The sequence below is a fragment of the Curtobacterium sp. CFBP9011 genome (assembly GCF_034045095.1).
GTDB lineage: Bacteria > Actinomycetota > Actinomycetes > Actinomycetales > Microbacteriaceae > Curtobacterium.
Window position 1 is genome coordinate 146,719 of sequence record NZ_JAXCWN010000005.1, and the last position, 18,986, is coordinate 165,704.

Below are 18,986 nucleotides of genomic sequence, written 5' to 3' on the forward strand. Positions count from 1 at the left end.
GGTGACCGAACGGACCGCTCGACCGGAGCTCGGCTGGGAGAACACCTACGCCCGTCGATTGGTCATCACCGACGCGCTTGCGCTGATCTGGGTGGCGTTCGGCGTGCAGATCGCGTGGTTCGGGTTCGACAGCCGGCAGGTCGCGGGCAGTTCGGCCGACCTGGCCGTTGGGTACTCGGCCGTCTCGATCCTGATCGTCGTCGCCTGGCTGATCGTGCTGGCGCTCTACGACACCCGTGATCCGCGCTACATCGGCACCGGCGCCGGTGAGTACCGACGAATCGTCGACTCGGCAATCCGGTTGTTCGCACTCGTGGCGATCGTCGCGTATGCCTTCAAACTCGAGATCGCCCGCGGGTACATCTTCATCGCGTTCCCGCTCGGCGTCCTGCTCCTGCTGCTGACGCGTTGGATGTGGCGCCAGTGGCTCAACGCACAGCGCCGGAGCGGCCGCTACTCCGCCACGGTCGTGCTCGTCGGGTCCACCGGATCAGTCGAGCACATCGCCCGCGAACTGATGCGGCACCCAGAAGAGGGCTACCGCGTCGTCGGCGCCTGTGTCCCGACCGGTCCCGTCGGCGGGACGCTCGGCACGACCGGGGTCCCCATCCTCGGACGGATCAGCGACGCCGTCGTCGCACTGCGCAGCATCGGTGCCGACACCGTGGCCGTGACGAGTTCGGACGACCTGGGCGCGCAAGCGGTGCGTGAACTGAGTTGGGAACTCGAGGGCGGGCGCGAGCACCTGATCGTCGCTCCGAGCCTGACCGAGATCAACGGCCCGCGCATCCACACGCGTCCCGTCGCCGGCCTGCCGCTGATCCACGTCGAAATGCCCCGTTACGAAGGCACCACGCTCTTCATGAAGCGTGCGTTCGACGTCGCCGGATCGGCGCTGCTGATCATCGCCCTGTCGCCGCTGTTGATCGTGTTGGCACTCGCCGTGCGGTTCACCAGTGCGGGCCCGGTGCTGTACCGCCAGGAGCGCGTCGGCCTCAACGGCCAGCCGTTCGACATGCTCAAGTTCCGGTCCATGCGCGTCAATGCCGACGACGAGCTCGTCGCGCTCCTCGCAGCGCAGGGCAAGGGAGACACTCCGTTGTTCAAGGTGGAGAACGACCCGCGCATCACCTCGATCGGTCACGTGCTCCGCAAACACTCGCTCGACGAGTTCCCGCAGCTGTTCAACGTGCTGTTCGGCTCGATGAGCCTGGTCGGACCGCGGCCCCAGCGCGAGGGCGAGGTCGCGCTCTACGACGCCGCAGCACGCCGTCGGCTGTTGCTCAAGCCCGGCATGAGCGGCCTGTGGCAGGTCGGCGGAAGGTCGTCGCTCGGGTGGGAAGACGCCATCCGGCTTGACCTTTACTACGTAGAGAACTGGTCGTTGACCGGGGACATCGTCATCCTGTGGCGGACGGTGCGAGCGGTGTTGGCGCCGGGGAAAGAGGCTTTCTGATGCCGGGGCTCATCGCGCACGAATGGGTGGCTGCACATGGCGGTTCGGAGAACGTGGCGGAAGCCATGTCTGCAGTGTTCCCCGATGCTGCGATCCAGACACTGTGGAGCGATGCGCCCGAACGGTTCCCCGGCCGAACTGTGCACGAGTCGTGGTTGGCGAAGACCCCGCTCCGGCGCCACAAGGCGCTCGCACTGCCGTTCATGTCGTCAGCCTGGACCCGGGTCGACACCGCTCCGTACGACTTCGTGCTCGCGAGCTCCCACGTGTTTGCCCACCATGTCGGCGGACGGGACGCGATGGGATCGACGCCGAAGTTCGCGTACATCCATACGCCGATGCGCACCGTTTACGCAGCGGACCAAGATTCACGAGGAGCCGGGCTTCTTGTCAAGGCGTCGGCTTCACTTGTCCGGACCTTCGACCGACGCTTCGTGAACGGCGGAGTGCAGTACGCGGCAAACAGCGACTACATCCGTCGTCGTATTGCGCAGGTCTGGCACCAAGAAGCGAGGGTGCTCCACCCGCCGGTCGACACCACGTTCGCAACGGCGGAGCCCGTTGGGCTTGAAGCAGGTGAGCGAGAACTGCTGGCGTCGCTTCCGGAAGGCTTTCTACTGGGTGCGTCGCGATTCGTGCCCTACAAGCGCCTCGATCTCGTCATCGCCACCGCTGAACAGTTGAAGCGACCGGTGGTCATTGCAGGGCGAGGGCCGGAACTGCCCGCGCTTCGTGCGCAGGCCGACGCCGCGACGGTGCCCGTGTGGGTCGTCGTCGGACCGTCGGACGCGATGTTACGCGAGTTGTACCGCCGCGCCTCTGTGTTCGTGTTCCCCGCAGTCGAGGACTTCGGGATCATGCCGCTCGAAGCGATGGCAGTCGGCACTCCCGTGGTCGTCGGTGCAGAGGGCGGTGCGCGCGAGGGTGTTGAAGCCGTGAGTGGCGGCGTCGTGTCACCGTCAGTCGAACCGGTTGCGTTCGCGGATGCCGTCCGCCGAGCCGAGCGGCTCGACACTCGCAATGTGGCAGGTCACGTCGAAGAGCAGTTCGGAACTGAACGGTTCGCCCGTGAACTGCGGCGCTGGGTCTCAGGAGGATGAGCGGGGTTGGTCTCCTGAACCGTTTCGGTGGTGGGGTGCGCCGTGTCGCCCGCCACCCCAGCGCGACGCTGCTCGCTTCGAGCGCCGCCTCGACCCTCTTCGGACTCGGAACTGCGACGTTGCAGGCGCGTCTTCTCGGCCCAGCCGGGCGAGGTGAACTTGCGATGGCGATGGTCCCCGCTGGAATCGTCGCGATCTTGCTGAGCTTCGGACTGCCGGATTTCGCAGCTCGACGAGCCGCGAAGGGAACTGACACTCGGTCCCTGTCGAGACTCGCTCTGGTGGCTGGTGTCGCCATCGGGCTGGTGGCGTTCTTCCCGTACATCCTCCTGGCCGGGCTGCAGGCGGACGGGAAAACCGAGGTGTGGTGGCTCTTCGTCGCCTGGGCCGCAAGTGTCCCGTTGTTCGTGTTCGGCTCGACCTTGACGGGTGTCGCGATCGGAAGCGGGCGGTGGCTCGCCTCGGCAGTCGTTCGCGCGCTCCCGGGTTTCGCGGCGCTCGTCGTTCTCACCGCGCTGTTCTTCCTGCACGTGGACGCCTCGCCGCTCCTGGTCGGTCTGATCCTCATCGCGACCACAGTCTTCAGCCCTCTGACGTACATGGTCAGACGTTTTGCCCGACCAGCAAGCAGCTTCGGGCGCGAACTCATCGTCGACGCGGCGAAGTTCGGAGCCAGAGGCTGGCTGGCTGGAGCGACCGCGTTGGTCAATCAACGGATCGACCTGCTCATGGTCTCGGCGATCGCCCGACCGCAGGAGGTCGGGCTCTACGCAGTCTCGACGACGTTGGCTGCAACGCTGAACGCAGTGTCGAACGCGGTCGCCATGCCCAATCGCAATCGCGTTGCCCGGGGCGATGTCACACATGTGGCGCGCACGTGCGCGTCAACCATGCTCCTGATCGCCTGCCTGGCCCTCGTCGTGGCGGCGGCGGTGCCGCTGCTCATCTTCGTCCTGCTCGGTTCGGCGTTCCAGGCGGCGGCGGCTCCCATGTTCGTGCTGCTCGCCGCGCAAGTGCCGCTCGCAGGGGTCGTCGTACTCACACAGAGCCTCAACGGAGCAGGGAAGCCCGGGAAGCCGCTCGTCGGGGAAGTCGTTGCCCTGGTCACGACAGCGGCGATGATCCTCCTCTTGTTCAGCCCAGGAGGCTTGGTCCTCGCGGCGACTGCGACGGGCGTCGGGAACCTGTTGAGCCTCGCCGTACTCATCGTGCTCACTCGCAGACACATCCAGGCTGCTCCGATCCGGAGCTTCTGCTTCATCGGACCCCGCGCCATGATCTCGACACTCAGGAGCTTGCGATGAACCCCAGGACAGTCACCGCCATCGTTGTCACCTACAACTCTGGACGGTTCGTCGATCGCATTCTCGAGGACCTGCTCGCGATGGACCACGTCGATCGCGTGGTCGTGGTGGACAACAATTCGTCGGACGACTCGACGGCACGAGTCCGGAGCCGGATCGTCGGGGAGAAGGTCACGCTGATCGAGTCCGCCTCGAACGTCGGGTTCGGCGCGGCTGTGAACCGGGCCGTCCACGAGGAGTGTCAACACTCTGAGTTCATCGCAGTGGTGAATCCGGATGTGGGACTCGGAACCGATGTCTTCGATCGATTGCTCGACCAGTTCGACGACGACCGGTTGGGTGTGATCGGGGTTCAGCTTGCTCGCTCGGACGGAACTCCTGTCTCGTCCGCGCGCTTCTTCCCTTCCAGATCGACGATCCTCCGTAGAACCGCTGTCGAGGTCGAGCATGGTGGTCGTACGATCTCGGTCGACTGGCTTTGCGGAGCGTTCATGCTCTGGCGCACCGATGCCTTCCGGGAGGTTCACGGATTTTCATCCGATTACTTCCTCTACTACGAAGACGTCGACATCTGCCGGCGGGCACGAGAACTCGGATGGGACGTCGTGATCGCAGGGTCTGTCTCGGCGGTGCATGACCAAGGCCACGGGGCAAAGACGAGCCCGGTGCTCCTCCGCGCGAACCGGCGCAGCCGACGGCGTTACGCACGACGGTGGCTCGGTAAGTCAGGTTGGGCTGCTGCGCTGGCCGCAGACGTGCTCGAGCAGGCGGGCACCACCCTTCGACGGATCGGTCTGCGCCGATGAAACTGCTGATGGACGGCCGAGTTCTGGAAGGCGGCAGTAGCGGGGTGCGAGACGTTGCGTCTGGTCTGTTGCAGGGACTCCGATCGCTGCAGCAACAGGGGCGCGTAGACGTGACGGTCGCAACAGTCGGGACCACGCACGCGGAATCCGATGTCCAGTTGCCAAGTCGCTTCTTCATGCACGCCTGGCTGCCGCTCACCGCGCTCAGAGGTCGATTCGACCGCATCGTGGTCCCGCGGCAGACGATTCCGGTTTTATCCCCCGTGCAGAGCGTTCCCGTTTTCCACGACGTCGGGTTCATCGACGAGCCCACGCTCTATCGTGACGCCGCGAAGATCACAGCCACGACTCGGTACGCCAGCCGGGCAAGAAGAGCGCTCGCAGTTTCGGCTTACACCGCGGACCGGATGGCGCAACTAGGCCTCAACGATCGGGTAACTCCCCTGCCGATCGAAGCCGTGCACGACATCGAGTGGCGACCTGAGCGCCATGATCCGTACCTGCTCTGCATCGCAGCCCAGGAGCCGCACAAGAACCTGCCCAAGCTCGTCGACGCCTGGGGAACCCTTGACGACCTCGATGCACGCCTCATCATCTGTGGCCGCCCCGGCAATGACTCTGACGCACTCGATCGCGCCCGGTCCCGTCTTCGACGCCCGGCCTCGGTGGAGATAGCGAGTGGACTGTCCGCCGCGGCGTACGCAGCGCTTCTGGCCGGTGCTCACGGCTACGTCCAGCCGTCTCTCTACGAGGGCCTTTGCATTCCAGCGATGGACATGGCCGCGGCCGGTGTGCCCATGGTGGTGGGCAATCACTCCAACCTCGGTGCGCGCTTCTCTGGAGCTCCAGACGGACAAGCGATCGACGCGACAGACGTCGATGTGCTCGCAGCCGCACTACGCGCACTCTTGACCGACGAGAGGTTCCGGCAGGAGTCGATGTCGTACAACCGCGAGAACGTCCACATGACCGACTGGCTTCGCGTCGGAGAGATCTTCCTGGAGGCGATCGTATGACCTCACTCACAGTCGTCACCGTGTCGCACGAGTCATCGCAGGTGCTGCAGGGCTTCCTCGAGCGCCTTGGCCACGGCCGTGGGCCCATGGATTCGGTCGTCGTGGTCGACTCAGGATCGCTTGACGCAGAACGTTCTCGAGCCGTTGCAGAACGCTTCGATGCCGTCTTTCGACGAGTGCCGGTGAACGTCGGTTTCGGTACCGCCTCGAACATCGGCGCATCCGCCGTTGACACCGACTTCTTGGCGTTCGTCAACCCGGACGTCGAAACGACCTTCGAAGATCTCCACGCGCTCGCGGTCGAAGCCGACCGCGTCGGCGCAGCGTGTGTGGGCCCGCGGGTCCGGGACTCTCGTGGTAACTACGCGCGAGCCGAGCGGGGAACAATTGCTTCTCCTTTGGCCCGACGGCGCGACGTGGATGTCTCCGGGGCGCAACCCGTCGAATCGATCGCGGGCTGTTGCATGGTGCTCCCGACGAAGTGGTTCCAAGTCGCCGGAGGGTTCGATCCGTTCTTCTTCATGTTCACTGAGGAGATCGACCTCCATCGTCGGATCACCCGAGCGGGCGGCTTGATCGGCGTTGCGGACTCTGTCACGGTCGTCACCGAAGGCGGTGGAAGTTCTTCCGAGGTTGGCTCTCGGTGGAGTGTCACCGAGAGGGAAGTCGCGCACGTCCGTTTCACTTGGAAGTGGTACGGCTTGCCGGCCGCGGCGCTCGATTTCCTGTGGCGCCTTGTGTTGATCGTGCGAAAGCCCGCATACCGGCCGATCCGAGTGAGCCTGGCGCAGTTCTTCCGGGGAGTTCTGAGTCGCGCTGGTCGACAGCGACGCGTCATCACTAGAGAGTACGGAGCCGTGCCTTGGGACTGAATCGTCTGTGGCGTGACGCTGCGATCAACGGGCTTCTCAACGGCCCTGTCGTGCCGCGGAGTGTTCGATGGCGGCTGCTGCGGGCCTGGGGCGTCACCATCCCGGGATGGGTATCGGTCGCGCCTGGATGCTGGTTCGGTGGGAAGAACATCGAGATCGGGCCCGGGACGACTGTCAACTACGGCTGCGTGTTCGACAATTCGGCGAAGATCGTCGTCGGCCCCAGGTGCGACGTCGGGCATCACGTCACGTTCATCACGAGTACTCACGAACTCGGCCCGCGAGAACGACGGGCTGGTCGCGCGATCGGTCAGCCGATCCACGTCGAGCCGGGAACCTGGATCGGTGCCCGGGCAACGATCCTTCCGGGTGTGACGATCGGTGCAGGCTGCGTGATCGCCGCCGGGGCCGTCGTCACGAGCGACTGTGCCTCCGACGGGCTGTACGCGGGTGTCCCGGCCGTCAGGAAACGCGATCTCGCATGAGTTCGTCGACGAGGCCCCTCGCCTCTGCGCCGCGGCGGGTCCAGGAGTGACGGTCTGCGAGCTCTGCTCTCACATCGAGGCTCTCCGCAGAAGGAGTTCCGGTCGAGGCAACCACAGCCTGCAAGAACTCCTCCGGACCTGCTGCGACAGTGACGTGCCCCGACACCGCTGAAACAGCTGGGACCCGCGTCGACACGACAGTCAGGCCCGCTGCCAGGTACTCGTACGTCTTCAACGGGTTGACACCTACCGTGTACTCGTTGATGAGGTAGGGGATCAAACCGACCGTCGAACGCGCGTAGAGCTCACTGAGCGATGCAAAGTCCAGGTGTCCATGGTGTGTCGCACCAGCCGCAACCAGTTTCTCGACAGCGCGTGCCGAGGACCCTCCCCCCTCTGACACCGGCCCGGCGAGGTCCAGTCGCACTCCACGCTTCAGCAGCCCCTCCAGCAGCTCGAAGTCGACTTTGCTCACCGTCAGGTTCCCGGCGAAGACCGCTCGCTCCACACGGGGGCGCCCTCGGTGAACTGCCTGGGCGATCGGCTCGACGTCGGCGACGTTGAGCCACAGGCGTCGAGAGTCAAAGCCGACTGCGGCCAGATGTGTGTCGACGACCTCACTGCTCGCAACGGCGGTGACCCCCACTCCTGCGAGACGTCGTTCTTGTTGCGCGATGAGTTCTGCGTTGATGCCAGGTACGGAACCGAGTAGATCGACGCAGTGGTAAACCGTGGCGTCGGCGAAGCGTTCGAGACCGTAGGTGTTGGGCGTGTAGGTCCAGAGGAGTCGTCGACCTGGCCGCGCGATCCAATTGCTGACGAGTCTGTGGAGCAAGGGACGATTGACGATCCTGCTGACGCCCGTGTGGATTGGGAGGACCAGCGGACGCAGGACGTTGATGCCGTTCGTCGGCCGTTCGAACGATGTGCCCGCAGATCCTGATCCGATGCGCCGCAGCATCCGCTTCAGATCGCTGGGCCGTAGCTCCGGCTTCCGTAGGCCCATCGACTCGACGTAGGACACATCCCACCGAGCTGAGAGTTCCCGCGCGACGTAATGCTGGTTGGTAGCGATCGGTTGGTTCCAATCGGCCGTGCCGAGCACGAGGATCGAAACGTCCATCAGTTACTCCCGGTCCGCTGCGACCGCAGCGTCCACGACGAGCGAGTGGACTCGAAGCGGGCTCGGTGTGCTCCGACCCAGGATTCTTCCGAATGTCGTCCTGCCCACGCAACCATGCGCGATCTACTGCGCTCTCGCTCAGCCGTCGCTCGGTGTATCGCGCGCGCCCACTCGTGGGGGCCGCTGCCGCTCGGAGCGACCTCCGCACCGAGCTCTGTCATGAGCTCATCGAGGCCTGTGTCAGCGACCGCAACGACCGGAAGCGCGTGGGACGCAGCTTCGACGAGCGTGGTCGGCAGGCCTTCCCGAGCTGCACTCGATGACGTGAAGAACACTGCGTCTGCGGCCGCGTATGCAAGCTCGGGTTCGTCGAGGTGTCCCAGCAGCCGGACGTTCGTCAACGAGGAACTTGTTCGCTCCAGCGCCGCCCTCTCCGGCCCCTCGCCAGCGATGAGCACCACCCCTTCGAACTCGCCAGCCAGTCGGACCGCCATCTCCGGCCGCTTCGCCGAGTGGAGGCGACCGATCCAGAGGACGACCGGAACGTCCTCAGCCACCCCGAGCCGCTGACGAGCCGCGGTCCGAGCCGCGGCCGTCGCTGGAGTCGAGGAACCGTCTCCGACGCCGTTTTCGATCACATGCACGACAGAGGGGTCGGCTACAACCGCGCGGACATCCGTTGCCACAGCCTCCGAAACACAGATGATGGCGGCGACGTACCGCGATGCGACTCTGTACCGGGACGCCAGGAGCCGACCGGAAACGCCTTGCAGGAACTGTCCGTGTTCGGTCCAGACGACGGGACCGAGCTTCGCAAGGGCCTTCGTGAATCCGATCTGCTCCCGCTTGAACTGCAGGTGGAACAGATCGACTTCTCGAGCACGAACGGCTCGAACCACGCGCCGACGTTCGGCGGGAAGGCGCAACAGGCCGCCGATCATGGTCGATTTCGACCACTTCGGACCCAGACGAACATCGACGTGGCGGAGCGCCTCCTCGTCCCATCCCGGTACGTGCCCGACGAGTAGCGGTTCGTCGCCGGCGACCCGGAGGCGTGAGAAGAGCCGGTTCAGGTAGCGCTCCGCCCCACCGAACGTGCTCGACTGACTGACGACGACTAGATGCATGGGTCGATTATGCGGGGTTGAGGGAGACCCGTTGCCCATGTAAGGCACTGCTCGTACTGCGTTGGGGAGGATTTCACGCGCGACATCTGTTGCCGCGAGGCGTGACGCCCGTCAGGATGTGACGCGTGAACAGCTTCGGCCAGTACGAGCGCACGCGCTACTTCCCTCAGCTCGACGGCCTCCGAGCAGTCAGCATCCTCCTCGTGCTGACAATCCATTCTCATGTCACGCAACTGCGTGTTCTGAACGGCTACATCGGTGTGACCGTGTTCTTCGTTCTGAGCGGCTTCCTCATCACGACGCTGCTTCTCCGTGAGTCGGACCTGCAAGGGCGGGTGTCGTTGCGGAACTTCTACATTCGCCGCGCGTTCCGCATCTTCCCGCTCTACTACCTCGTCTTGGGCGCGAACATCGTCGCGGTGGCTGCAGGCTTCGCCGACAACCCAGGAGACTTCGGCCAGCGCCTTGTCTTGTTCCTGACCTACCTCAACGAGTTCGCCAGCCCCGGGACCTTCGGGCACAGCTGGTCCCTCGCCATCGAGGAGAAGTTCTACTTCGTCTGGCCGCTGCTTGCTTTCGCGGTGCCGGCGGTGTGGCGGTGGCGCCCGTGGGTGGCTGCTGCGCTCGTGGTGCTCTGCACTTCTGCGGGTCTCGTGGGCGGATACCTCGGGACGTACGCACCGATCGTCTTCGGCTGCGTGATGGCACTCGCGCTCCACAACCCTCAGAGTCACAGGCTGGTGCGGCTTCTCGCCCGGCCACTACCCGGGGCCGTCCTCGGTGTCGTCGTGGTCACGGTTGGCTTGTTGTCACGAACCGACTCCCACATCCACCTCGCCTTCGGTGCGGCGGTCGCCCTCGTTCTACCCGTCCTGCTCATCGGGCCGGATGGTGCTCATGCATGGCTCCGTTGGTCGCCGCTCCGATTCGTCGGGCAGCGGGCGTACGCCATCTACCTCGTTCACCCGCTCGTAGGCAGTGTCATCGATTCAGTCCTCCCTACTGACACCGTGGTCTTGACGGTGGTGCACCTCGTCCTGATGTTCGCGGGCTCGCTGGTGGTCGCACACGTGCTCTTCATTCTCTGCGAGCGCCCGTTGATCGCCGTCGGTCGTCGACTGACTGGCTCTCGACGCGCTGTCGAAACTCTGCCCTCGACAACTCCGTAGGTCCCCGGGCACGAGGGGACCACCAGCAAGGGCGAGGCCGGAGTATCGCTCGGAGCGACCGACCGCATGTCATGATTACGATCAGACAGGGGGAGCGGGGCCTGTCCGGGGAGCGATAGGACGAGGACTTGCAGACACAGCAGATTGCGCGTGGTCGAGGTGTCGGTCGGCGAGTGCTCGAGAGCGTGCGAGTGAGTCAGCGCGCGATGTTCGCGGCGGTGGCCATCGTCGCGGTCGTAGGACTCGCAGGTGTCACGGTCACATCGACCCCTCTCATCGCGGTCGCCGTTGTGGCGCTCGCGGTAGCGATGTTCTTGCCGAAACCGACCTTCGCCGTTTCCCTGTTCTGGATCTTCCTGGTCCGGCCGGGCTACGAGCTGCTCCACATGACAATCGGTGGTGTGGCGGTCACCGAGATCGATCTGCTGCCGGTTCTCGCGCTCGCCGCAGTCCTGGCGATGCCGAGGAACGCGAAGGTCTCGGGAAAGAGAGTGACCGTCGGAACGGTGGCGCTGATCCTCGCGATGCCGGCATGGTTGACCCTGCGATTCATCGTCGTCCCGCCGTCCGGGCTGCTCCATGTGTCCCCGGTCGTCGACTACCGGAACATCACCATGTTCTGTGTGGTCGTTCCGATCTGGATCTACATCAACAAGCGTGGTTTCGCCGCTCTGTTCCGGCTGCTGATGGCCTGTGCGTACCTCGCCTGTGGGATCGCGATCTTGGCCTGGGTGTTGCTGATGTCGCACCTGGTGGCGCCCGCGAACACGACGTTGGTGTACTTCCACGCGATCAACGACGTCCGTCCGGGAGGCGAGCTGCTCGTCCTCGTGCTGGCTGTCGCACTTCTCGTCAAGCGGGCACCTCTGCTGCTCGGAAACAGACTCCTGTCGATGGTCGTCGTCGCCGCTGAGTTCGCCGTGAGCCAGACGCTGTCGATGGTCATCGCCGCCGTCGTGGGCTTCGTGTTCTTCACGGTCCTGTTCCGCGGCGCCAGATCCACGGGGCGGGTCCTGGCTGCTTTGGTCGTACTCGTGCTCTTTGGTGGTGTCGCTGTGGGGGGAGTCGCCGCTGGATCGAGGTTCGACCTGGGCGAGCGGCTCGGGGAATCCTCGGCGCAGTATCGCGCGACCGAGTTCTCCCAGCTGACCGCGGCGGTGACGCAGTCTCCGGCGAATCTCGTACTCGGCGAAGGCCCGGGCTCGGCGCTTGCCGTGAAGAACGTCTACTCCGGCGTCGTCGAGATCAAACGGGACACGCACAACACCTACGGGAACATCACGCTCAAGGGGGGGTTGATCGCCCTTGCGCTCTTCCTCCTTCCTCTCGGTATTGGGCTGAGGAGACTTCTCAAGACAAAGAACGAGGACGACTTGCGACTCGCCGCCTCCCTCGTTGCGGTGGCGGTCCTCACCGTCACTGTCCCTTTTGTCTGGACGGCCGCCGGCTTGAGTGCGCTCGTTGCTCTGCTGTTCGGTGCCCTTCAACCACCTGAGTCGCCGGTAATCGACACCACGAGGGTTGCTTCGCGCTCCGCGGCGCTCAAGCGAGGCAGCCCCATGACACCTGTCACGCGGGCGTGAGTGCTGATCTGACGAACACCCGACGTGGTGTGAACATCGACGCCGTTGGATACGGCCGAACTAGGCTTACCCCATGTCCGACCAGCCCGAGTCGGGACGCACTGCAGCACGTCGGGGGTCTCGCCCCCACGTTTTTCTGTGGGTCGTCCTCGCCCTCGTCTTCCTGCTGATCTTCGCCGTCGCGTGGGTGGGCATCCGCGGTGTCCTCGCCAGAGGGCACCTAGAACGCGCCGTGGGTGACGTCAACACGCTGCGGTCGCAGCTCACCGGCGGCGACACTGCTGCGGTGCAGGGGACTGCCAAGCACCTGCAGGACGAAGCGGGCGCTGCCCGCTCGCTGACCGGCGACCCGATCTGGGGCGCCTCGCAGTACATACCGTTCTTCGGGACGAACCTGCGAGCCGTGCGACAGGTGTCCGTCGTCGTCGATGACGTTGCCCGGAACGCCGTCACGCCGGTGTCAGGCGTTGTCGGGAAGTTCAGCACCGACAGTTTCGCGCCCAAGAACGGCAAGATCGATCTGCAGCCGATCGAGGACGCCCAACCAGCGGTCGCGAAGGCGACTTCGACCTTGCAGCGGGCCGAGCGTGATGCGCAGGCGATCGACACGAGCGCCACGCTGTCGCCCGTGACCACAGCGGTCGGGCAGCTGCGAAACGCGCTGCAGTCGGCCTCGGCCCAAGCCGGGACCGCCAACCGCATCGTTCAGCTCGCCCCGGCGATGCTCGGTCACGACGGCGACCGGAACTACCTGCTGTTGTTCCAGAACAACGCCGAGCTGCGCGCAGGCGGGGGAATCCCGGGCGCCGTCGCGCGCCTGCAGGTCGATGATGGGCACATCAGTCTGGCAGCACAGGCATCGAGCACGGACTTCGGGAAGTTCGATCAGCCCGTCTTGCCGCTGGACAAGGACACGAAGAGCCTGTACGGATCGATCACCGGCGAGTACATCCAGGACGTCACACTGACCCCGCGGTTCGACGTGTCAGCGAAGCTGGCGCGGGAGATGTGGAAGCAGAAGTTCGGCGAGCAGGTCGACGGGGTCCTTGCCATCGACCCTGTCACGCTGAGCTACATCCTGCGGGCGACCGGGCCGGTGCAGCTGCCGATCGGCGAGACGCTGACGTCGGACAACGCTGTCAAGCTTCTGCTCAACGAGGCCTACAGCAAGTACCCGGACCCGAAGGTGCAGGACGCGTTCTTCGCTTCGGCAGCGAGTTCGGTGTTCGAGAAGGTGTCGAGCGGCACGTTCGACACCAAGCAGTTCATCGGCGCACTGATGCAGGGCACGAACGAGGGCCGGCTGCGACTATGGAGCGCAGACAGCGGCGAGCAGAAGTTGATCGACGGAACACCCGTGTCCGGCGCCTTGCCGAGCGCGTCGAGGGCCACGCGCCAGTTCGGTGTCTACCTGAACGACGGCACCGGCTCCAAGATGGACTACTACCTCGACAAGACGGTGTCCGTCGGCGCATCGGTCTGCCGTAAGGACGGGCGCCCCACGTCCGTGGTCCAGGTCACGCTGAAGAACACGGCACCCGCCGATGCGGCCACGAGCCTGCCTGAGTACGTCACCGGCGGAGGGGACAACGGGACCGAGCCAGGCAAGATCAAGACGCTCGTTGCGGTCTACGCACCGTCCAATGCGATCTACCTCGGTGCTTCCCAGGACGGCAAAGCCGCTGGCCTCCAGACCACGGTCGACGGCGATCACCCGGTTGCGCAGTTGCGCACGCTTCTCGCTCCCGGGCAGAGCACCACGTTCCGAGTGGCGTTCCTCGGCGAGGCCAAGTACGCCAAGGCCGGCGTGCAGGTGGAGTCGACTCCCGGGGTGCGGGAGTCGAAGGTCCAGCCGCTGCAGTTCGACTGCACGAAGCCGGTCCCGGTCGGCTGAGCCGCCCGGCGACGGCCGGATCGCACACTCTAGGGGCAGAAGACGCGGTCTCGAGTGCAGGTCTGATCGGTGAGTCGCCGCATACCGCGGTGTCGCGGGACCCCCACTCTGGGGGGTCACGGCCGACCTGAGTGGCCGTCAAGCCTTCCCATCTCGTGGCAAGATCCTCGCTGCCGTTGATCGATCTGCGTGCTGAACTGGGCTTTCAGTCTGCAACGGCTCATGTGCGACCGATCCGTGCTCCACTGCAGAGCTCAACCTGAGAACGAATCCAGCCCGAGTTCACGCATTCGTTGCACAACGGGTGGCAACGGACTGTGAAACTCCGCTAGATTGAGGGAACTTCGCCAATCGCACTCGCCATCACTGGTCGTGGGGGATTGACATCTGCGGAGGCAGGGCTCTGGTATCAGGGTCTGTCAGATCAGATCACTAGGGGAACTACTTCATGAAGAAGCTCATCGCCGCGGTCGTGCTGGCTGGCGCCGCACTGCTCGCAACTCCGGCCGCCGCCAACGCCGCTGGTTACGCACCCGACTCGAACGTCTCCATCTCGGGCAACTACGTCGCCGGTGGCGTCGTCGTCGTCAACTTCAGCCCGGGCGCGTTCCAGAACAACGAGACCGTCAACGTGCAGATCACCGGTGCCGGTGTCTCCTCCGCGACCCTCGGCGCTCTGCCCGTGACCACCGTCTCGAAGGCGTACACCGCCGGCGCCGACGGCTCCCTCCCCGTCCGCGTCACCCTCCCCGTGGGTGGCTCGGGTTCCTACAACCTGACCGCCACCGGCGCCACCTCCGGCGTCGTCGGCGTCGCGTCCTTCACCCTCGCGCCGGCTGACGCCGCTGCGGTTGCTGCGGGCTCGAACGGCACCAACGGTTCCCTCGCATTCACCGGTTCGACCGTCTCCGCCCTGGCCCTCTGGGTCGCCGGTGGCGCAGTCGTCCTCGGTGGCGGCCTGCTCGTCGTGCGCGGCTCGGTCCGTCGCCAGCGCGAGACCGTCTGAGCTTCAGCTCACTGAACGAAACCCCCGGGGCCGAGAGGCTCCGGGGGTTTCGTCGTTCGTGGGGGGCGTGCGTCAGGTCACGACGAGCAGGACGGCGACCACGCCGATGACGAGGAGTGGGGCGACCACCCAGAGCCACCATGGAAAGGCGGACGGGCGACGGTACTGGTGGGATTTGCGATTCGGGTTCACGTGCTGACCGTAGGACCGCGAGGTGTCCGCCAGGTCACCGGCTGCGCGACCCGGCAGTGAGTTTCGGCGGATTCGCGGCTTCCCGTAACACGAACGTCGTGGCTGACCCCGCGGTGTCCTCCTCAGAGGGGACTCGGTCCATGGCGTCAGGTCGCTCGTCCGTGCCCCGTTGTGCCTCGGAGCAGCCCTCATGAGAGAGCGATGACGCCGCCGACGATGACGATGACCGTCAGTGACGAGAGGACCCAGGTCCACCAGGGGAACAGGGGTGGACGGCGGAAGACCCTCTGTGACGTGGACATTCCACCATGATAGATGAAATACCAGCGGACACTGACCTGGAGTGGTCAGTCGCGCGGGGCCTTCGGCAGCTCCCACACCTCTGCGTACCGCTCCTGCACCAGCGGCCAGACCTGCTCGACCGCGTCCTCGACCGAGCGCACCGAGTCGCTGAGCGGAGGGGTGAGCACGAACTCGTGGGGGATCGGCCGTCCCGAGCGGTCGTGCCTCCCCTCGGGGTCGGGGAACCGCACGGCGAGCATCCCGGTCCGTCGACGGATCGTGGCCGGCACGTCCCGGACGCCGGCGAAGGCCTCTTCGTAGCGGGCCAGGGGGTCCTGCCCGGGCTGCTCGGTCGCCAGGAAGCGGAAGCCCCAGGTGCGACCGCGGGTGGCCCAGATGAAGCTCATGCGTCGTCTCCTCGGCGGAGCACCCGGTCGTCGACCCCGCGCTCCAGGTCCTCGGCGAAGCGGGCGAGCACCCGGGTGGTGAACTCCCGCTCGGCTTCGGCTTGGTCCTTGACCTTCGCCACCTTCTTGGCGGCGAAGCTGACGGCCTTCGAGCCGAGCCCGCCGCCGATCATGCTGACGGCAGCGCCGACCAGGTTCGACTTCACGAACTTCGACGTGCCCAGGAACCCGACGACCGGTCCGACGAACTTCAGCAGCTGCTCGGCGACCTGGGCACCGCGCTGCCGGGTGGAGGCCCACTTGGCGAAGCGCTCGAACGGCAGCATCGCGGTCATCGGCAGCAGCAGGTCGACGCCGGTGCGGGTGGTGACGTCGATCGCGCCGGGGGTGAACTTGGCGGAGGACAGCAGCAGGAAGTCCTCGCCGACGTCGAGCGCGTCGGGGTCCTCGACGAAGCTCTGCAGCACGCTCCGCAGTTCGTCGAGCTCCCCGCCGGCCTTGCCGATGACGAGCTCGCGGAACTCTTCGACGTCCAGGTCGGGCAGCAGGTCTGCCTTCGACAGTGCGAGGGTCCAGATGCGGGGGAACCGGGCCAGGCGTCTGCCGTCCTCGAGCACGTCGTCCCGCAGGGCGTAGAGACCGGTGTGGAAGTCGGTGAGCAGCGCCTTGAGGTACCGCTCCTCTTCGCCGGCGTTCTCGGCGAGCAGCTGGCCGTCGACGAGCACGACGGCGACGTCCGCGCTGAGCAGGGACCGGAAGGTCTCGACGCGTCGGGCTTCCTCGTCGGCGGAGCTCGGGTCCTCCTCGAACCACTCGCCGGGGTAGTCGTGCCACACGATGCCCAGGGGCTTCGCCGCCTTCTGCTTCGACCGGCCCTTCGGCAGGTCGTCCGCCGACGGCTCGATGACGAACCGGTACGACGTGGCACTGAACCGGTTCGCGCTCGGGACGGTGGAGCTGTCCCGCATCCCCAGGTAGTTGCGGTGCAGGGCCCGGCCCTGCGCGCGGTCCTCGGCGGTGACGGCGTACCGGTTCGCGCGCCGGACCTTCGGCTCCTGCGCGGCGCCGTAGAACGACGAGAGCAGGACGGTCTTCCCGCTGCCACTGCCTCCGAAGACGGCGATGTGCTGTTCCATCGTGGTGCTGGTCGAGGCCATGACCCGACCGTAGGCGCGTGCACCTGCGCGCTCCGCCCGCCACCCCGGACCTGAGCAACCACGAAGGATAGGGTCGACGGAAGCTCGACATCGGGTCGGGGGCGGTACGACGGGGGACGCAGATGCAGATCAAGCACGTGACCGGGGTCACCCTCGGGGCAGTGGCGCTCGCGACGACACTGGCGGGGTGCTCGGCCTCGGCGTCGGTGTACCGCACGGTCAGTCCGGAGAGCTTCGAGTCCACGGTGGTCAAGGCGCTGCAGAAGACCTCCGACGCCACCCCGGAGGTCGACTGCGGCGACGAGCAGATCGCACTGAAGGACGGCGACCAGGTGCACTGCGACGTCAACGCCAAGGGGTACGACGTGGTCTACGACTCCGTCGTGACGATCAGCGCGAAGAGCACCAAGACCTACAGCGTGCACGTCGAGGTCGACGAGCAACCGAAGTCGTGACCGACGGACGCGAGCCGGCGGATCCGCCGACCACGGGCCTCCGGATCGGGCTGTCGGTGACGGCGGTCGTGGTGACGGGCCTGCTCGGGCTCGTGTTCTCGGTGCTCGACCTGGTGCTGATGCTGTTCGTCGGTGGGATCGACGTCGCGAACGGCCGGACCGACGTCACGGTCAGCCGGATCTCGATGGGGCTGCTGCTGCTCGTCGCCACGGCCCTGTGGTGGACGGGCGTGGTGATGACGACCCGGGCGGTCGGGCGGAAGCGCACCGGGTTCGGCCCGGCGTTCGGTTTCGGGCTGGGCAGCCTGCTGCCGCACCTCAGCATCTGGGGCATCGGCAACGGCTCCTGAGGCGGTGGCCCCCGGATGGACGAACGGGTCGGTGGCGTGCGGTCAGCCCCGCCGCCGCGCCGCCGCCCCGAGCAGCGCGACCCCGAGCACCGCTCCGAGGACCGCACCCATCGTGTTCGCGACGACGTCGTCGATGGTCGCGAACCGCGCCGGCAGGAACAGCGCCTGCCCGGTCTCGATCGTGGCGCTGACGAGCAGCCCCGCCCCCGCGCCGGCCCACCACCAGCGGGCCCCGGCGAGCAGGACCACGAGCAGCCCCAGCGGCACGAAGAACGCCACGTTCGCCAGCGACTCGATCATGTCGTAGCCGAACCAGCTCGGCGCCCCGCGCCGTTGGGCGGCGGCGACCAGCCGGATGATCAGGGGGTAGGCGCCGGAGTCGACGGGGGTGCCCCAGAAGCCGATGAGGACCACGCCCACCCCGTACGCGACGGCCAGCGCGCCGGCGACGCGGCGACTGCGGCCGGTCGCGTGGGCACTCGTGCTGCCGCGTCGACGGAGCGCGCGTCCGGAGGCGACCACCCGTCGGACCGCAGCCGACGTCACGTCGCGCACGTCGGGCTCGGGTCGGTCGGGTATCACGGGAGCGACGCTACCGGGGCGGGCCTCCAGAGCGGATCCACCGCTCGGCGGACCACCGGACGGGAGGCCCGCCCCACCCACCTGGATTCCGTCCAGAAAGCGAGTACCCCGGTTTGTCCCCTGTACCCCGGAAACGTGACGTTCCGTCCCGGTTTTCCGGGGTTCGATACCGGAGCGGATCAGGAGAACCCGTGAATCGACGGGGCTGGCTGGTGAGGGAACCGGTGCGCGCCGTAGCGTTGTCCCGCAAGCAGATGTACCCCAGAACGTGAAGGAGCAGGGCCATGACGATCATCAGCCACGACGTGCACCAGGTCGAGGTGACGCTGGACACCGACACGGTGGACACGATCGCCGTCCTCGAAGCCCAGGTGGCCCACACTCCTTCCCGCGCCTCCCTCTCGTGGGCCGAGGTCGAACCCGGCCTCTGGTCCGCCAACTACGGCGGCTACTTCGGTGGCACGGTCGACAAGCGCGACGGGCACTACTTCGTGTCCGACACGTTCGGCCAGTACGTCGGGGACTTCCGCTCGCTGGAGGACGCACAGTCGCGTCTCGCCGAGCGTCTGCACATCGTGCTCCCGTCCGTCATCCGCCCGGTCGACTGACCGCCTTCGACG

At 66.2% G+C, this 18,986-nt stretch carries 19 protein-coding genes; 14 read left to right on the forward strand and 5 right to left on the reverse strand.

Features of this window, described 5'->3' with window-relative positions; translation table 11 throughout:
- Position 1 precedes the first annotated feature (1 nt).
- Genes SOM35_RS12080 through SOM35_RS12110 form a run of 7 tightly spaced genes read left to right on the forward strand, consistent with a single transcriptional unit; the run spans position 2 to position 7,039 of the window.
- The gene (locus SOM35_RS12080; protein ID WP_320515568.1) at positions 2-1,456 is read left to right on the forward strand and encodes a sugar transferase; all 1,455 of its coding nucleotides are present in this window, start codon (positions 2-4) and stop codon (positions 1,454-1,456) included.
- Positions 1,456-2,556, forward strand: coding sequence for a glycosyltransferase (locus tag SOM35_RS12085; RefSeq protein WP_320515569.1), 1,101 nt, complete (start codon positions 1,456-1,458; stop codon positions 2,554-2,556). Before SOM35_RS12080 ends, SOM35_RS12085 begins: the two co-directional genes overlap by 1 nt.
- The gene (locus tag SOM35_RS12090) at positions 2,553-3,860 is read left to right on the forward strand and encodes an oligosaccharide flippase family protein (protein ID WP_320515570.1); all 1,308 of its coding nucleotides are present in this window, start codon (positions 2,553-2,555) and stop codon (positions 3,858-3,860) included. The genes SOM35_RS12085 and SOM35_RS12090 overlap by 4 nt, the downstream gene beginning before the upstream one ends.
- Positions 3,857-4,666: a glycosyltransferase family 2 protein gene (locus SOM35_RS12095; RefSeq protein WP_320515571.1), complete on the forward strand. Its 810-nt coding sequence runs from the start codon at positions 3,857-3,859 to the stop codon at positions 4,664-4,666. The genes SOM35_RS12090 and SOM35_RS12095 overlap by 4 nt, the downstream gene beginning before the upstream one ends.
- Positions 4,663-5,682, forward strand: coding sequence for a glycosyltransferase (locus SOM35_RS12100; protein WP_320515572.1), 1,020 nt, complete (start codon positions 4,663-4,665; stop codon positions 5,680-5,682). Before SOM35_RS12095 ends, SOM35_RS12100 begins: the two co-directional genes overlap by 4 nt.
- Positions 5,679-6,554, forward strand: a complete 876-nt coding sequence (locus tag SOM35_RS12105) for a glycosyltransferase family 2 protein (protein WP_320515573.1) — start codon at positions 5,679-5,681, stop codon at positions 6,552-6,554. Before SOM35_RS12100 ends, SOM35_RS12105 begins: the two co-directional genes overlap by 4 nt.
- Entirely contained in the window at positions 6,545-7,039 is a 495-nt protein-coding gene (locus SOM35_RS12110) for an acyltransferase (protein ID WP_301222163.1), read from the forward strand. Before SOM35_RS12105 ends, SOM35_RS12110 begins: the two co-directional genes overlap by 10 nt.
- Here SOM35_RS12110 and SOM35_RS12115 read toward each other — a convergent pair.
- Both SOM35_RS12115 and SOM35_RS12120 read right to left on the reverse strand, forming a co-directional pair.
- On the reverse strand, positions 7,017-8,162 hold the full coding sequence (locus SOM35_RS12115; protein ID WP_320515574.1) for a glycosyltransferase: 1,146 nt from the start codon (positions 8,160-8,162) through the stop codon (positions 7,017-7,019). The two genes, SOM35_RS12110 and SOM35_RS12115, sit on opposite strands and share 23 nt — an antisense overlap.
- The gene (locus SOM35_RS12120) at positions 8,162-9,289 is read right to left on the reverse strand and encodes a glycosyltransferase family 4 protein (protein ID WP_320515575.1); all 1,128 of its coding nucleotides are present in this window, start codon (positions 9,287-9,289) and stop codon (positions 8,162-8,164) included. The genes SOM35_RS12115 and SOM35_RS12120 overlap by 1 nt, the downstream gene beginning before the upstream one ends.
- A gap of 125 nt (positions 9,290-9,414) precedes the next feature.
- Between SOM35_RS12120 and SOM35_RS12125 the strand changes: the two genes are divergently transcribed.
- The 4 genes from SOM35_RS12125 to SOM35_RS12140 all read left to right on the forward strand — a co-directional run bounded on the left by SOM35_RS12125 (position 9,415) and on the right by SOM35_RS12140 (position 14,941).
- Entirely contained in the window at positions 9,415-10,458 is a 1,044-nt protein-coding gene (locus SOM35_RS12125) for an acyltransferase family protein (RefSeq protein WP_301222166.1), read from the forward strand.
- 128 nt (positions 10,459-10,586) lie between these two features.
- Positions 10,587-12,041, forward strand: coding sequence for a hypothetical protein (locus SOM35_RS12130; RefSeq protein WP_320515576.1), 1,455 nt, complete (start codon positions 10,587-10,589; stop codon positions 12,039-12,041).
- Positions 12,042-12,114: 73 nt separating this feature from the next.
- Positions 12,115-13,935, forward strand: coding sequence for a DUF4012 domain-containing protein (locus SOM35_RS12135; protein WP_320515577.1), 1,821 nt, complete (start codon positions 12,115-12,117; stop codon positions 13,933-13,935).
- A 448-nt stretch (positions 13,936-14,383) separates the two neighbouring features.
- Entirely contained in the window at positions 14,384-14,941 is a 558-nt protein-coding gene (locus tag SOM35_RS12140) for a hypothetical protein (protein WP_111074860.1), read from the forward strand.
- A gap of 539 nt (positions 14,942-15,480) precedes the next feature.
- Here SOM35_RS12140 and SOM35_RS12145 read toward each other — a convergent pair.
- Together SOM35_RS12145 and SOM35_RS12150 are read right to left on the reverse strand one after the other, a co-directional pair.
- On the reverse strand, positions 15,481-15,822 hold the full coding sequence (locus SOM35_RS12145; RefSeq protein ID WP_320515578.1) for a hypothetical protein: 342 nt from the start codon (positions 15,820-15,822) through the stop codon (positions 15,481-15,483).
- Positions 15,819-16,979: a TRAFAC clade GTPase domain-containing protein gene (locus SOM35_RS12150; RefSeq protein ID WP_320515579.1), complete on the reverse strand. Its 1,161-nt coding sequence runs from the start codon at positions 16,977-16,979 to the stop codon at positions 15,819-15,821. Before SOM35_RS12150 ends, SOM35_RS12145 begins: the two co-directional genes overlap by 4 nt.
- Before the next feature lie 122 nt (positions 16,980-17,101).
- On the opposite strand from SOM35_RS12150, the gene SOM35_RS12155 reads away from it, so the two are divergent.
- Together SOM35_RS12155 and SOM35_RS12160 are read left to right on the forward strand one after the other, a co-directional pair.
- Positions 17,102-17,434 carry a hypothetical protein gene (locus SOM35_RS12155; protein WP_320515580.1) on the forward strand — a complete coding sequence of 111 codons (333 nt, stop codon included), beginning with the start codon at positions 17,102-17,104 and terminating at the stop codon, positions 17,432-17,434.
- Positions 17,431-17,784 carry a hypothetical protein gene (locus tag SOM35_RS12160; protein WP_320515581.1) on the forward strand — a complete coding sequence of 118 codons (354 nt, stop codon included), beginning with the start codon at positions 17,431-17,433 and terminating at the stop codon, positions 17,782-17,784. Before SOM35_RS12155 ends, SOM35_RS12160 begins: the two co-directional genes overlap by 4 nt.
- A 42-nt stretch (positions 17,785-17,826) precedes the next feature.
- On the opposite strand, the gene SOM35_RS12165 is transcribed toward SOM35_RS12160, so the two are convergent.
- Positions 17,827-18,366 (reverse strand): VanZ family protein, encoded by a 540-nt coding sequence (locus SOM35_RS12165; protein WP_320515582.1) that lies wholly within the window; start codon positions 18,364-18,366, stop codon positions 17,827-17,829.
- A gap of 284 nt (positions 18,367-18,650) precedes the next feature.
- Between SOM35_RS12165 and SOM35_RS12170 the strand changes: the two genes are divergently transcribed.
- Entirely contained in the window at positions 18,651-18,974 is a 324-nt protein-coding gene (locus SOM35_RS12170) for a hypothetical protein (protein WP_110904938.1), read from the forward strand.
- Positions 18,975-18,986: the final 12 nt, after the last annotated feature.